Here is a 13,120-nt window from a genome sequence, read left to right as displayed (position 1 = left end):
TATAGCAAGAGCCATCATGTTCAATAGAAACACCCTACGCCTTGGCGGCGCCGCACTTTGCGGCGCCGTTTTTCTGAGCGGCTGCGCCAACCAACTTCCTCAACGCAGCGAACATGAGGAACGCATCGAGCGCAAATTACTCGACCACAGCCTGCTGATAGACGCCGGTCAACCCGGCGTGCTTGAACTGCCACAGCGCCGTGTGCGGATAAATGAGCAAAAGACCTTTGAGGTCACCGTATTTGAAGTCACACGTAAATACGACCGCTACACGCCCTATCAACCTTGGCGCGAGTTGTACGAGATTCCGCTCGGTGCTGTAGCCGTAGTGGCTGGCGTGGGTGCCAATATATTGAATGTGGTCTTGCTGGGCAGCCTGCCTGACACCGCAACCAAAGACTGGATCAGCTACGGCTTTGCCGGCCTGAACCCATTTATGAATGTGCAGTCCAACGGCCGCTCGCAACAAAACCTGGCCAGTATCGACGAGCAGCGCCAGGATGCCCGGCTCGAATATTCGAGCCTGCCCTGGTCTGAACGTCCGGTGCTGGTCAAGGCTGGCAATGAACAGCATGAGCTTTCAACTGATCGCAGCGGCGTGCTGCGCATCAACCTGCTCGACAGCCCATTTGCCGAACAGGACATCAGTCGCGTCAGCTCCTTGCTTATCAGTGTCGAGGATCCGGACAGCGAAGTCCGGGCCGATGCCAGCTTGATGGTCAGCCGAACACTGCGTGGCAAGCTCAACGAGGCGCACAGGCTTATTTATGATGATCTGGAAGGCGACGACACTCGCCAGTGGGTGCATCGCGTCAAACGGCTTTCCGAACTGGGCCTCGAAGAGGAAGCCAGCGAACTGGAACAAAGCCTGATCGAACTGACCCGCAACGACCCCGAGCTGCAAGAGGCATTCTTGCGCTCACTGACCAAGGATGCCGGGCGCCTGGTCGCCGACCCCGGCAGCAACTAGACACAAGGCTGCTCGCTTGTGCGGGCAGTCGCAGGGCAAGTGAAACAGGGGGTTGCTCCATCAGCGAATGATAAAACCTGCGATCCCCTGAACACCTTGCTCGGTCAGGGCAACAGCCTCGACCCTGGCCTTTTTCGGACCCTGCTCAAGCCATTTACGCATCGCCTCGACGGCTTGCCCTTCACCCTCGCACATCACCTCTACCCGGCCGTCCGGCAAGTTCCTCACCCAACCATCAATGCCCAGTTGCTCGGCTTGCGCGGCCGTGGCCAGGCGAAAACCCACGCCTTGCACCCGTCCACTGATGTATCCATGCAAGCTGGTTCTGGCTTCCGGTTCATTGCTCATCTCGTTCTAGCCCTCGGCCTTTAGCTGCGCGAGCTTGGTCTTGATGCCTTCTGCGGTTTGCTCGCCCAGCAAGCGCTCACGCGTACGCCCGCTATCATCAATGATATAAGTTACCGGCAAGGCTTCACTGCGCGGCAATTTGTAACGCTCGGCGGGATCGCTGGCCAATACCGTGAAGGTGATGCCCAACGCCTCACTGACCTTTTCAAGTTCTGCGCCCTGCAAGTTATCGAAGTTCACTCCAAGGACACTGACGCCTTTGCCGGCCAACTCTTTATCCAAGGCATTGAGCTGAGGAATTTCAGTTCGACAAGGTGCGCACCACTCGGCCCAATAATTGATAACTAACCACTGGCCTTCGATCCGCTCAACAGGTACCTTGCGTCCATACTGGTCAACACCAGTCGCGTCTGAGCATGCTGTCAGGACGACCACTGCAAATACGCCTAGAACTATACGAATGACCCATTGGAGTTGTGCAGCCATGTATTCGATCCTCGTGCTGGCAGGGTTGATATGACGCTCGATGCCTTGCGCCTGGAGGTGCCGGACATCATTGATGAACAGTGTGTGCCACAGTCCGAGCTCGCGGAATGTTTCAGCAACGCTCGCATGGCCTCCCTTGAAGCTGCCCTGGAACAAGTCGTCAGCCTTTTGTTTCGGCTCAATCGCAGCACGATGACCTTACTCGAAAGACAGCGCGCGCTGCAAAACTTCAGCGATGAATATCGCCACTACTCGCTTTCCCAGCAAAGCCACACCCCGCCTCCGGTGATGTACATACACCTGTGCAGCGAACTGGCAATTGGCTTTAAGCGCTTGTTGCTGCAAATTCTCCAAGGCCGCAACCCGTCGCGCCCGCACCTGGCGTGGTGCCTGTATATGGCGCAGCATTTCCTGGCACAAACCCAATTGCGCCATTACCAGGTCTACCAAGAGCCACCGCCCAGCCTATGGCGTGACAGCCACCTGCTGTATTGGATCGGCGAACATCAGGCCTGCCTGGATGAACCTGTGGCCGCTGCCTTCAAGCCTGCGCCTTCTCCAACGCTGCGCGGCGTTTACCAGCAAATGCTGTTAATGGCGCTGAGTAACCCGTTTCACCTGCATGAAGGCGAGTGCCTGCTGCTATTTAGCGCCCTGGCTCCGATTACAGGATTAGCGCGGCTTTTACCCTGGGACGCAGAGGACGATGTCGAGGGCCCGATCGTTGACCTCAGCGAATCACGACCCTGCTTGAGTCTTGACCAGTCCGTGACGGGCGATCCCCAGTATTTGCGCCGCTTTGAACTTGGCGCTCTATTGGTTGCATTGCATGAACCCGCTCCACTGCGAACGGCTGCCGAGAGCAAAGTCCTCAACCATGTCCAGCAACATTGGATGGGACGCCAGCAACGGCGCCATGAGCGTGCCGAAGCGCCATCGAACTGTGACTTACTGGTTGGGCTCAATACTATCCATGCACAATTGCTGGGGCAGCGTCCGCCCCGCATCGAAGTCCAGGTAATCGATACCAGCCCGGGCGGCGCCCGCATACTCTGCCACTCGGATCGAGCCAAAGCGCTGCAAGTCGGTCAGCTCGTACTGATTGTCAACAGCAGCGAGACACCCACTCTGGCATTGGTACGCTGGCGCCACCTGAATCCCGCAGGCTTGCATATTGGCCTGCGCTACCTAAAGGGGCTGCCTCGCCCGGTCTGGCTACGCAGGGCACCTGTTGCACAAACCCATCCGGGCTTGCTGCAAAGTACACCAGCCATCGGCAGCGGCTGGCATCACGGTTTATGGCTACCACTTGGTCAGTTTGTCGAGGGTGAAAGTATTTGGCTGCAACTCGCCAATTCCAACAGCCAGAAGATCCTGCCGCTGCCGGCCTCAAACCTCAGCACGCCATTGGTAAGTCGTCATCCGATGGGACTGGGCTAAGCCCCCTGAGCGTCCTGGCGAATCCTTAAATCTGCGAGACTGATCACGCCGGTTATCGCTTGAGCGCACAGTTTGCAGCGCACACCGAGGTTTATAATTTGCCCCAATGGTGATGTCGAAATCAGTTCTCAGCCCGGATGCCAAAATGCCCCAGCCACACGACACATTGATCGGCAACGTCCCCTCTCAAATAGTTAAAAGTGCTCGTCAGCAAGTGAGTGCTTTCGAAGGGCGCATCGCTGAGTACAACGTGGCGGTCTGGCTGCATGTTCCGGGGCTAGCCAACTTGCCTGCATCGCTGTTTGTGACCTATATGGACGCGGGAAAACGGCGTGAAATTGCGATTGATCATGGCCAGGTCAATACTCACCACAAGATCATGCTGTCCGGCATTGCACGACTGCCCTTCAAGCTACAAATCGAAGACATGCAGTTGCAGCTGCGCAGCGCAGTGAGCTTTCAAACCCTGGCAGTTGAAGAGCTCTTTGTACAAGCTGCCGAACTCGAAGCCAGCGCAGGTCATCAGGCGCTGGCTTGATGCTCTGACGCCGAAATGCTCTCGGCCACCACAGGCTCTGCGCTGGACGGCTCAACCACCTCGGCATGCGTGTGAGCATGGGCGACAAGTGATTCAGGCCAATGGCTAAAACGCAGTCCCGTCAGCCGGTTCAACCGCTCAAGCGCTGCATCCGAGTCATAGGCACACAGCGGTACAACCTTGCCCTTTCTTGTACTCATATCCAGCTTTAAGCTCCCAGATTGTCTGCTTTATCACAGCTCGAATACTTGCCTGTTCTTCCCCGGCCAAACCGCCAGCCCTGCAACCCAAGGCGCAGTGCTCTTGATGCCTTGAACAAACCCTCTGCCAGAACCATGCCAGCCCCTGGCCGACCCGCCACATGCAGCATACCGACAATAGCCGCAACCCGGCTGGGCGGCAGTTCGCCGTAAACTGACACTATTTGTCAGTCGTTGCAGGCTGTAGCCACTGTGCCAGGCTGCCCTCGAACAAATGTGCCTGCTGCTCATGGAAGCGCTCAAGCACATCACGCAGTGCCGGGTACCATGGCTCATCCAATGCCTGCGGTAGTTGCTCTATTTGTGGCATCGGCCACGGGCTTTGACTGACCAGCCGCTGCAAAGAGAAACTGTTGAGGTCTCGAATCAGCACCCAGGCACCGGCTCCGCTGGTCGTGACTAGGCGCTGATTCTCAAGAAACCCCAGTACCTCTTCCCATTCATGCTCGGGCAGCCGCCAGCCTTTACGGCGAACATCACGATAGCGAACCTTCAAACCCGACTGTTGCCGCTCATAGAACACACGCAAAACCGCCATTACCAGCAAAATCTTTGGAATGTCCATACGGCGCCACTGGTAGGACGAAGACAGGTTGCACACCAGCTCAGCGCCAAACAGCACAATCAACCAGGACAAATATATCCAGAGCAAAAACAGCGGCACGGTGGCGAACGCGCCATAAATGAGCTGATAGCCCGGGAAGAAACGTACATACAAGCCAAATATCATCTTGGCCACCTCAAACAATACCGCCGTAAACAGGCCGCCAAGCAACGCATGCTTAAGCGGCACCTGTGCATTGGGAACGGTGGCATATAACAAGGTGAAAGCTGCCACGCTGAAGATAAGAGGCATAAAGCGCAGCAGGGTCTTGGCCCCTATCAATGCATCCGGGCCAGACATCAGCGACAAGGATGCAACATAGGTGCTGATGGCAAACCCGGCGCCGAGCAAGATCGGCCCCAGGCTGAGGATCGCCCAATACAGCAAGAAGCTGGAGACGCCACGCCTTGCCTGGCGCACGCGCCAAATAGTGTTGAAGGTTTTCTCGATGGTCACCAGCATTAAAAATGCAGTAACCGCCAAAATAATCACCCCAATCCAGGTCAGCTGACGCGCCTGGACGGTGAAGTTTCGCAAATACTCCTGGACAGTCTCGCCCGCCGAAGGCACGAAATTGCGAAACACGAAATTCTGGATTTGCTCATCCGTGCCCTGAAAAGCAGGAATCGCCGAGAGCATGGTAAAGGTGACAGTCATCATCGGCACAACGGCAAACAGCGTGGTGTAGGTCAGCGCAGCCGCATTGCTTGTGCCCTGATCGGCAAAAAACCGCTGGAACAGAAACCGCCAGAACTCGAACCATTCTCTTAACTGTTGGCGCATGCCTTCTCCTTAGCTGACCGCAGTATAGCCACGCTATTGTCCTTAATATGAGTCAGTTGTGCCCTTAATCGACAACTCAATGCAAGGCTTTACTGCACACAGGGCTACGCACATCAACGCTCGACACGGTTAGAATAGTCGCCACCTGACGCAAGATGCGAACCCGCACATGACCGATTTAACGCTATACCACAACCCGCGCTGTTCAAAATCACGCGCTGCATTGCAGCTTTTGCAGGAGCGCGGCCTTGCGCCCGAGATCGTCCTGTATCTCGACACGCCGCCAACTGCCGAGCAGCTCAATGACATACTGGACAAACTCGCAATCAGCGCACGCGCCCTGCTGCGTACCGGCGAAGAAGCGTACAAAACGCTGAACCTGGCCGCACAGGATCTCAGCGAAACTGAGCTGATCGCAGCCATGGTTGCCCAGCCCAAACTGATCGAACGACCGATTCTTATCGCAGGCAACCGAGCCGTGATTGGTCGCCCACCTGAGCGCGTCCTGGAGATTCTGCCGTGAGCGCAGCCTATATTCTGGTTCTGTATTACAGCCGCCACGGCGCCACCAGCGAAATGGCCAAGCAAATCGCCCGAGGCATCGAAAGCGCGGGGCTGGAGGCACGCCTACGCACTGTGCCGAACGTTTCCGCAGACTGCGAAGCCACTGCCCCCCAGATCCCGGAACAAGGCGCACTGTACGCGACCCTGGATGACCTGAAGAACTGCAGCGGCCTGGCCCTTGGCAGCCCAACGCGATTTGGCAATATGTCAGCCTCGCTCAAATACTTTCTTGATGGCACCAGCAATCTCTGGCTGACGGGGGCACTAACCGGCAAACCGGCAGGCGTATTCACTTCGACCGCCAGCTTGCACGGCGGCCAGGAAACCACATTGCTGTCGATGATGATGCCGCTGCTGCACCACGGCATGCTGATCACCGGGTTGCCTTACAGCGAATCAGCCCTGCTTGAAACCCGTGGTGGCGGCACGCCTTACGGCCCGAGCCACCACGCAGGCGCAGACGGCAAACGCGCATTGGACGAACACGAAAAGAGCCTGTGCAGAGCCCTCGGCCAACGCCTGGCCAAAACCGCACAACAACTGGAGATGCCCCGTGGCTAAACAGAAAAAGCCACTGCCAGAATTGTCGTGGCTAGAACCTCGCGTGAAACTCAGTCGCGCACTTAGCCTGTTTAACTATGTCGCGCTATTGATCTTGATTACCCTGTGGAATGTGGCGTTCGCCGACCTGCATGGCGCACGCAGCTGGGTAGTGCTAAGCGTTCAGTTAGTGCCGCTGCTGCTGCTCGCACCGGGCATTGTGCTCGGCAATGCCCGCGCACATGCCTGGCTGTGCTTTGTGATCAACCTGTATTTTATCCAGGGAATCCTGGCCGCCATCGACCCGGCACGAGCACTATATGGCGCGCTGGAGACAATCATCAGCTTTGCCCTGTTCTGCAGCGCCCTGCTCTACACCCGCTGGCGCTTCCAGTACGACCGCAAACTGGCAGGCGAGCAATAATCAGGCGAATGGCTGCCTGAAACGCGGAGCTTACTCCTGTAAGTGAGCATTTTCGGGTAGCTATTCAACGCAGTATCAGCAAGCGCAGTCGCTTCAAAGCAGATTGCAACCCAGCCAACAAAGAACTTATGCGCTTCTATATGCAAGCTTAAAATCTGGCTTTCAAGCGTAACGAGCGCAGCTCAGACAAGGCGAATGGCTGCCTGAAACGCGGAGCTTACTCCTGTAAGTGAGCATTTTCGGGTAGCCATTCAACGCAGTATCAGCAAGCGCAGTCGCTTCAAAGCAGATTTTTACCAGCCGAGAGTTTCTTTGAGAAAGGGAATGGTCAATTTACGCTGGGCTTGCAGCGACGCTTGATCCAACTCCTCAAGCAGGTCAAACAGGGCATTCATGCTGCGCTCGCCACGCGTGAGGATAAACCGCCCGACTTCTTCACTCATATGCAGGCCACGACGTGAGGCACGCAGTTGCAGGGCACGCAGTTTATCTTCATCAGATAGTCCCTGCAGTTGGAATACCAGCGCCAGAGTCAGGCGCGACTTCAAATCAGGCAGCTTGATCTTCAATTCGCGGGGCGAGGTGTTGGCAGACAGCAACAGCTTGCGGCCACTGTCGCGCAATCGATTGAACAAGTGAAAGAGCGCCTCTTCCCAGATGGGCTGGCCGGCAACGGCTTCAAGGTCATCCAGACAAACCAGTTCGCAACGCTCGAGATTATCGAGCAAGGCAATGCCATGCACGGCAACATCAGCCAGGGGCAAGTACACCGCCAATTCGTCACGCTGCTCAAACTTCAGGCAGGCAGCCTGCATCAGGTGGCTGCGACCGACGCCGTGCGCGCCCCACAGATAGATAAGACTCTCCGTCCAGCCCGCATCAACGTCACATAGGCGCTCAACATAGCCCAGCGCCGCAGCATTGGCTCCAGGGTAGAAGTTGGCAAACGTGGCGTCATCGCGTAGACGCACACCTAATGGCAGCTGAATCGGTTTCATACTGGGTTTTGCGGCTCATCTAAGCGCTAGCTGGAGACTCTCCATAAAGAGCGGGAAGTTTATAGTCTTCGGCCCCGGATGTCATTGATGCATTTTGCAGCTCAACTCAAGGGCTTAGGCCTGATAAAGCAACATGAAACAGGCCACGTTTTAGTTAAACGCCTGAACAAAACGTTCGCCCTTACTCTTTATACTTAAACCCGCTGCATGCTTCGATACACAAAACGATTGATTAAAATTAATCAATTACCTCGCCATTATTATAAGCGCCAGACTGCTTATAAAAATCATGGGCATGGCGTAGCAAAACCATGATTACTGCGGCAACGGGGAGCGCCAGAAGAATCCCGGAAAAACCGAATAGTTGGCCGCCAGCCATGATCGCGAAAATAACGGCAACAGGGTGCAAGCCAATGCGGTCACCTACCAACCATGGTGTTAACAGCATGCCTTCGAGCATTTGCCCCACGACAAAGACTGCCGCAATGGCCAGCAATGGATAGGGATCGAGGCCAAACTGGAAGAGCCCGGCAATCAGTGCAGATGAAATACCAACAAATACACCCAGATACGGAACAATACTGGCCAGCCCTGCAAATACCCCGATCAACAAGCCAAGCTCAAGGCCGATCACCATCAAGCCTGTGGCGTACATCACGCCCAACGCCAGCATTACCAATAGTTGCCCGCGCATAAAGGCGCCAATTACTTCATGGCACTCGCCCATCAGTTTGACAACGGTTTCTTCCTGATGGCGCGGCAGCATCAAACGGAGTTTTGCCACCATCAGGTCCCAGTCGCGCATCAGATAAAAGCTAACCACCGGGATCAGCAGCAGGTTGGCCACCCAGCCGACCAGGGCCATACCCGAGGCTGTAACTTTTTTAACCACCATGCTGACGATATCTGTGGTTTTCCCCAGATTGTCCGAGAGCGCGCCCTTGAGCTGGTCGAGACGCCAGAAATTGTCATTGAGACCAAACTTCGCCTGCACCCAAGGCAGTGCGATGTGCTGCGTCCAGTCAATCATCTGCGGCACCAGCTCGTACAGGCGTACCAGTTGCTTGCCCAGCAGTGGGACCAGCACCACCAGCAAGATGGTCAATACCAGGCTGAAAATGGCGAAGACAATGATCACGCCCCAAGTGCGTGAAATCTTCATTCGCTCCAACCGGTCAACCAGTGGGTCACCCATATACGCCAGCACAATGGCGATAATAAAGGGAGACAGCATCGGCCCCAGCAGATAGAGCAACCACACCAACAGCACAAACCCAACGATCAAATACCAGCGTGGCAGAGCCTTCATCCTAAATCCCCAGGTCGTCTTGTCGGTGCAGCTAAAAAAGCAACCCTTGGTTGTCAGCGGTTGCTTTGATAAATCGATGTAGCTCGGTAATTACCAGCGAAAACGCAATACGTTTGCCTTTGGCACATTACTTTGAGGTGTTGGAGGTTGTGGCGTAGCACTGCCTGGCGCACCCTCCTCGGTCCCGGTCCCGGTTTCGGTCGGGACCTGGGCATTGCCCTGGGCAGGTTCAGGGTCGGCCGTGGCGGGGATTTCCTGCAATTGTGCCAGCGCCAGCTGGGAACGTAGTTGTTCGGCATTGGCCTTGACCTTGAATACCAGGCGACCGTTATCAACCTTGATAAAACTCGACTCGAATGGCTCCAGGATCCGTTGAACCTCAGCATAACGAGCCAGGCTCGCGCCCTCGATCTCCAAGGTCAAATCTGTTGAAGAACCAGCAGCCGCGACGAAACGTTTTGCCAGCAACTCGCTCACGGCCATCATCACCGAATCTGCGACTGCAGCTTGATCCGCACCTTGCGCGCTGCCATTGAAGCTATCGCTGCCGACCCAGAGCCGCCAGTCGGCGCTCCACTGACCATCGGCTTCACGTGCCTGCACCGCCAACAGTGCATCGGCCGAGTAACGTTCAGACGCGCTGCGCAGTTCGTCAGGCGACTTGGCACTCAGGTTTTCTGCAGTAGCCACCAGTTGCTCGCTGAGATCAGCCAAGGGCAGGCGCAAGGGCAGGCCGCGATGCTGCGCTGCCCGACTCAAGGGCTCGGCGCTGGCCAGGCCATCACCGACCAGGCTAGTACCGTTAAGATCTTCGTTCAGCCACCAGGTCATCACCGCCGGGCGATTGGCGCTCCAGATCGGCATGCCCGCCTGGCGCAATGCGCGATCAACGCTTGCGGGATCGAAACTGACAACAATGCTGTCGCCCTCGAAACCATACTGAGTAACAATTTGTTGCGGATCTTTATAAACCTCGGCCAAATCGGGATTTTTCGAGCCATCGGGCTTGCCGGTCAGGCGCAGGACCAGAGTGTCCAAAGCACGGCCTAATTCAGCATCGCGCTTATCAGGCTGCTGGCTAGCGCCTGCTTCCCGTACTTCATAAAGGTCGGTAACCGTTGCGGCCAGGCTGGGCAAGCTGTACAGCAGGGGTAATGACAGGGCGAGCATACGAGCGATCAGGCGCATTAATTGGGTTCTCGAAAGACAGGGAGCGGTTAAAACAGCGCATTAAACAGGCTATACCTTAAACAGCCGCTCGTCCCCCGGCAACCATAGCGCTTCGTGGGTGGTCGCTGCCTACCAAGCCTGATAAAATCGCGCGCCTCGCAGCCCGGTCCATATAACGCCGGTACTCATCCGAATTTTCCTTAAAGGCCTGTACCCATGAGCAAGCAACCCTCCATCAGCTACAAGGACGCAGGTGTAGATATCGACGCAGGCGAAGCCCTGGTTGAACGCATCAAGGGTGTCGCCAAACGCACCGCTCGTCCGGAAGTCATGGGTGGCTTGGGCGGCTTTGGCGCTCTTTGCGAAATACCTGCCGGCTACAAGCAGCCTGTCCTGGTTTCTGGCACCGATGGCGTCGGCACCAAACTGCGTTTGGCGCTGAACCTGAACAAGCATGACAGCATTGGCCAGGACCTGGTTGCCATGTGCGTCAACGACTTGATTGTCTGCGGTGCCGAACCTCTGTTTTTCCTCGATTACTATGCCACCGGCAAACTCAACGTCGATGTCGCCGCCCAAGTGGTTACCGGCATTGGTGCGGGCTGCGAACTGGCGGGTTGCTCGCTGGTTGGCGGGGAAACCGCCGAAATGCCAGGCATGTATGAAGGCGAAGACTATGACCTGGCAGGTTTCTGTGTCGGCGTGGTCGAGAAAGCTGAAATCATCGACGGCAGCAAAGTCTGCGCTGGCGATGCCTTGATCGCCCTGCCATCTTCGGGCCCGCATTCGAACGGCTACTCACTGATCCGCAAGATTATCGAAGTCTCGGGCGCAGACATCGAAAACACTCAACTTGACGGCAAGCCACTGACCGACCTGCTGATGGCCCCGACGCGTATCTATGTCAAGCCGCTGCTCAAGCTGATCAAGGAGACCGGCGCAGTCAAAGCCATGGCGCACATCACCGGCGGTGGCCTGCTCGACAACATTCCACGGGTACTGCCAAAAGGTGCCCAGGCCATTGTCGATGTGGCCAGCTGGAAACGCCCTGTCGTATTCGACTGGCTGCAAGAAAAAGGCAATGTCGAAGAAAATGAAATGCACCGGGTACTCAACTGCGGCGTGGGCATGGTTATCTGCGTCGCTCAGGGTCAGGTTGAAGCGACTCTCAATAACCTGAAGGCCTCAGGCGAGCAACCTTGGGTCATCGGCCAGATTGCAGATGCAGCACAAAACGCCGAGCCCGTTGTTCTCAACAACTTGAAAAACCATTAATGCCGACGCCTTGCAATGTAGTGGTGTTGCTCTCAGGTTCTGGGAGCAACTTGCAAGCCCTTATCGATAAACTGGACCCAGGCTCCGCTCGTATCAGCGCAGTGATTTCAAATCGTGCGGATGCATACGGGCTTGAGCGCGCCAAGGCCGCCGGTATCGCGACCAACCTGTTGGATCACCGCCAATACGACAGTCGCGAGTCGTTCGATGCGGCATTGATCGAAGCAATTGACGCCCACAAGCCACAGTTGGTGGTTCTTGCTGGCTTCATGCGCATACTCAGTGCCGACTTTGTTCGCCACTATGCCGGACGCCTGCTTAACATCCACCCTTCCCTGCTGCCAAAGTACAAAGGCTTGCATACGCATCAACGCGCATTGGACGCCAAGGATGCCGAGCACGGCTGTAGCGTGCACTTTGTGACAGAGGAACTCGATGGCGGACCATTGGTCGTACAAGCAGTAGTTCCAGTTAATGCAGACGACTCAGCCGCAAGCCTGGCTGAGCGAGTTCACCGCCTGGAACACCAGATCTATCCACTGGCGGTGAGCTGGTTTGCCGATCAACGCTTGCACCTTGGCCCACAAGGCGCAATGCTTGACGGCAAGCCACTTGCAACTACTGGCTATATTTTCCGAACTTAGGAGAGAACATGCGTCGCGCCTTACTGTTCGCACTCGCGCTGATCAGCGCCCCGGTCTTTGCAGACGAGATCAAACCCTTCACCGCCAGCTACACCGCAGACTGGAAACAACTCCCGGTTAGCGGTTCGGCAGAGCGCAACCTGACGGATCTGGGCGACGGTCGCTGGGAATTGAACTTCGAAGCCTCCATGCTAGTCGCCAGCCTTACCGAAACCAGCACCTTCCGTATTGAAGACAATGCGTTCACTCCCCTCAACTATAAATACGAGCGCGGAGGCCTGGGCAAAGGCAAATCAGTCGAGCAAGACTTTGACTGGTCAGCCAAGCAAGTAATCGGCAACGACCGCGGAACCCCGGTTCGCATTCCACTGAACCGTGGCCTGCTGGACAAATCCACCTATCAAATGGTTTTGCAACATGACGTAGCTGCCGGCAAAAAAAGCATGAGCTACCAAGTGGTCGATGGTGATGACATTGAAACCTACGATTTTCGTGTACTCGGCGAAGAAGCCGTCACCACCAAGGTCGGCCTGATAGACGCCATCAAGGTAGAACGGGTACGTGATCCAACACAAAGCAAGCGCAAAACAACCTTGTGGTTTGCCAAAAACTGGGATTACTTGCTGGTTGCCCTGAACCAGATTGAGAAAGACGGCAAGGAATACCAAATCATGCTTGAGGAAGGCACCGTAAACGGCAAGACCGTTAAAGGTCGCTAATAATGCCGCACAAAAAAACCGGCCTAGAGCCGGTTTTTTTGTGGTGTG

The 13,120-nt window shown here is 56.0% G+C and carries 16 protein-coding genes; 9 read left to right on the top strand and 7 right to left on the bottom strand.

The genetic code is table 11. The features are described 5' to 3' along the window. Positions 1-16: 16 nt before the first annotated feature. Entirely contained in the window at positions 17-970 is a 954-nt protein-coding gene (locus CHB79_RS01920) for a hypothetical protein (RefSeq protein ID WP_010484869.1), read from the top strand. Positions 971-1,030: 60 nt separating this feature from the next. Here CHB79_RS01920 and CHB79_RS01915 read toward each other — a convergent pair whose 3' ends face one another. Both CHB79_RS01915 and CHB79_RS01910 read right to left on the bottom strand, forming a co-directional pair. After that, positions 1,031-1,318: an acylphosphatase gene (locus CHB79_RS01915; RefSeq protein ID WP_089358718.1), complete on the bottom strand. Its 288-nt coding sequence runs from the start codon at positions 1,316-1,318 to the stop codon at positions 1,031-1,033. A 6-nt stretch (positions 1,319-1,324) separates the two neighbouring features. Next, positions 1,325-1,804: a TlpA disulfide reductase family protein gene (locus tag CHB79_RS01910; RefSeq protein WP_010484865.1), complete on the bottom strand. Its 480-nt coding sequence runs from the start codon at positions 1,802-1,804 to the stop codon at positions 1,325-1,327. 30 nt (positions 1,805-1,834) lie between these two features. Between CHB79_RS01910 and CHB79_RS01905 the strand changes: the two genes are divergently transcribed. After that, a complete protein-coding gene (locus tag CHB79_RS01905; protein WP_010484864.1) occupies positions 1,835-3,244 on the top strand; it encodes a PilZ domain-containing protein in 1,410 nt (469 codons plus the stop codon). Positions 3,245-3,389: 145 nt separating this feature from the next. Beyond that, the gene (locus CHB79_RS01900) at positions 3,390-3,782 is read left to right on the top strand and encodes a hypothetical protein (protein ID WP_245851320.1); all 393 of its coding nucleotides are present in this window, start codon (positions 3,390-3,392) and stop codon (positions 3,780-3,782) included. On the opposite strand, the gene CHB79_RS01895 is transcribed toward CHB79_RS01900, so the two are convergent. Further along, entirely contained in the window at positions 3,767-3,982 is a 216-nt protein-coding gene (locus CHB79_RS01895; RefSeq protein WP_089358716.1) for a hypothetical protein, read from the bottom strand. The two genes, CHB79_RS01900 and CHB79_RS01895, sit on opposite strands and share 16 nt — an antisense overlap. A 220-nt stretch (positions 3,983-4,202) precedes the next feature. Then, positions 4,203-5,429, bottom strand: coding sequence for a virulence factor BrkB family protein (locus tag CHB79_RS01890; RefSeq protein ID WP_010484862.1), 1,227 nt, complete (start codon positions 5,427-5,429; stop codon positions 4,203-4,205). Positions 5,430-5,598: 169 nt separating this feature from the next. On the opposite strand from CHB79_RS01890, the gene arsC reads away from it, so the two are divergent. From arsC to CHB79_RS01875, 3 genes are read left to right on the top strand one after another with little or no spacing between them, the layout of a single operon-like run. After that, on the top strand, positions 5,599-5,952 hold the full coding sequence (arsC, locus tag CHB79_RS01885; RefSeq protein WP_010484860.1) for an arsenate reductase (glutaredoxin): 354 nt from the start codon (positions 5,599-5,601) through the stop codon (positions 5,950-5,952). Then, a complete protein-coding gene (gene wrbA, locus CHB79_RS01880; protein WP_010484858.1) occupies positions 5,949-6,554 on the top strand; it encodes an NAD(P)H:quinone oxidoreductase in 606 nt (201 codons plus the stop codon). Before arsC ends, wrbA begins: the two co-directional genes overlap by 4 nt. Further along, the gene (locus CHB79_RS01875) at positions 6,547-6,957 is read left to right on the top strand and encodes a DUF2069 domain-containing protein (RefSeq protein ID WP_010484856.1); all 411 of its coding nucleotides are present in this window, start codon (positions 6,547-6,549) and stop codon (positions 6,955-6,957) included. The genes wrbA and CHB79_RS01875 overlap by 8 nt, the downstream gene beginning before the upstream one ends. Before the next feature lie 293 nt (positions 6,958-7,250). Here the strand turns inward: CHB79_RS01875 and hda are convergent, their stop codons facing one another. The 3 genes from hda to CHB79_RS01860 form a co-directional block, all read right to left on the bottom strand. Further along, positions 7,251-7,955, bottom strand: coding sequence for a DnaA regulatory inactivator Hda (hda, locus tag CHB79_RS01870; RefSeq protein WP_010484854.1), 705 nt, complete (start codon positions 7,953-7,955; stop codon positions 7,251-7,253). Positions 7,956-8,193: 238 nt separating this feature from the next. Further along, positions 8,194-9,264 (bottom strand): AI-2E family transporter, encoded by a 1,071-nt coding sequence (locus CHB79_RS01865; protein WP_089358715.1) that lies wholly within the window; start codon positions 9,262-9,264, stop codon positions 8,194-8,196. A gap of 90 nt (positions 9,265-9,354) precedes the next feature. Then, entirely contained in the window at positions 9,355-10,452 is a 1,098-nt protein-coding gene (locus CHB79_RS01860; RefSeq protein ID WP_089358714.1) for a DUF2066 domain-containing protein, read from the bottom strand. A gap of 198 nt (positions 10,453-10,650) precedes the next feature. Between CHB79_RS01860 and purM the strand changes: the two genes are divergently transcribed. Genes purM through CHB79_RS01845 form a run of 3 tightly spaced genes read left to right on the top strand, consistent with a single transcriptional unit; the run spans position 10,651 to position 13,072 of the window. After that, positions 10,651-11,709: a phosphoribosylformylglycinamidine cyclo-ligase gene (gene purM, locus CHB79_RS01855; RefSeq protein WP_089358713.1), complete on the top strand. Its 1,059-nt coding sequence runs from the start codon at positions 10,651-10,653 to the stop codon at positions 11,707-11,709. Then, entirely contained in the window at positions 11,709-12,353 is a 645-nt protein-coding gene (gene purN / locus CHB79_RS01850; RefSeq protein ID WP_089358712.1) for a phosphoribosylglycinamide formyltransferase, read from the top strand. Before purM ends, purN begins: the two co-directional genes overlap by 1 nt. An 8-nt stretch (positions 12,354-12,361) precedes the next feature. Further along, the gene (locus CHB79_RS01845; RefSeq protein ID WP_010484844.1) at positions 12,362-13,072 is read left to right on the top strand and encodes a DUF3108 domain-containing protein; all 711 of its coding nucleotides are present in this window, start codon (positions 12,362-12,364) and stop codon (positions 13,070-13,072) included. The last annotated feature ends 48 nt before the right edge of the window (positions 13,073-13,120 follow it).

This window comes from Pseudomonas segetis (genome assembly GCF_900188155.1).
GTDB classification, from domain to species: Bacteria; Pseudomonadota; Gammaproteobacteria; order Pseudomonadales; family Pseudomonadaceae; genus Aquipseudomonas; species Aquipseudomonas segetis.
This window is presented reverse-complemented; position numbering and strand designations above follow the sequence as displayed.

Excerpts from the sequence above, each read along its gene's own strand:
- CHB79_RS01905 (WP_010484864.1), top strand. The coding sequence starts at position 1,835 with ATGACGCTCGATGCCTTGCGCCTGGAGGTGCCGGACATCATTGATGAA.
- purN (WP_089358712.1), top strand. The coding sequence starts at position 11,709 with ATGCCGACGCCTTGCAATGTAGTGGTGTTGCTCTCAGGTTCTGGGAGC.
- CHB79_RS01860 (WP_089358714.1), bottom strand. The coding sequence starts at position 10,452 with ATGCGCCTGATCGCTCGTATGCTCGCCCTGTCATTACCCCTGCTGTAC.
- hda (WP_010484854.1), bottom strand. The coding sequence starts at position 7,955 with ATGAAACCGATTCAGCTGCCATTAGGTGTGCGTCTACGCGATGACGCC.
- CHB79_RS01920 (WP_010484869.1), top strand. The coding sequence starts at position 17 with ATGTTCAATAGAAACACCCTACGCCTTGGCGGCGCCGCACTTTGCGGC.
- purM (WP_089358713.1), top strand. The coding sequence starts at position 10,651 with ATGAGCAAGCAACCCTCCATCAGCTACAAGGACGCAGGTGTAGATATC.
- CHB79_RS01845 (WP_010484844.1), top strand. The coding sequence starts at position 12,362 with ATGCGTCGCGCCTTACTGTTCGCACTCGCGCTGATCAGCGCCCCGGTC.
- CHB79_RS01895 (WP_089358716.1), bottom strand. The coding sequence starts at position 3,982 with ATGAGTACAAGAAAGGGCAAGGTTGTACCGCTGTGTGCCTATGACTCG.
- CHB79_RS01915 (WP_089358718.1), bottom strand. The coding sequence starts at position 1,318 with ATGAGCAATGAACCGGAAGCCAGAACCAGCTTGCATGGATACATCAGT.
- arsC (WP_010484860.1), top strand. The coding sequence starts at position 5,599 with ATGACCGATTTAACGCTATACCACAACCCGCGCTGTTCAAAATCACGC.
- CHB79_RS01900 (WP_245851320.1), top strand. The coding sequence starts at position 3,390 with ATGCCCCAGCCACACGACACATTGATCGGCAACGTCCCCTCTCAAATA.
- CHB79_RS01890 (WP_010484862.1), bottom strand. The coding sequence starts at position 5,429 with ATGCGCCAACAGTTAAGAGAATGGTTCGAGTTCTGGCGGTTTCTGTTC.
- CHB79_RS01910 (WP_010484865.1), bottom strand. The coding sequence starts at position 1,804 with ATGGCTGCACAACTCCAATGGGTCATTCGTATAGTTCTAGGCGTATTT.
- CHB79_RS01865 (WP_089358715.1), bottom strand. The coding sequence starts at position 9,264 with ATGAAGGCTCTGCCACGCTGGTATTTGATCGTTGGGTTTGTGCTGTTG.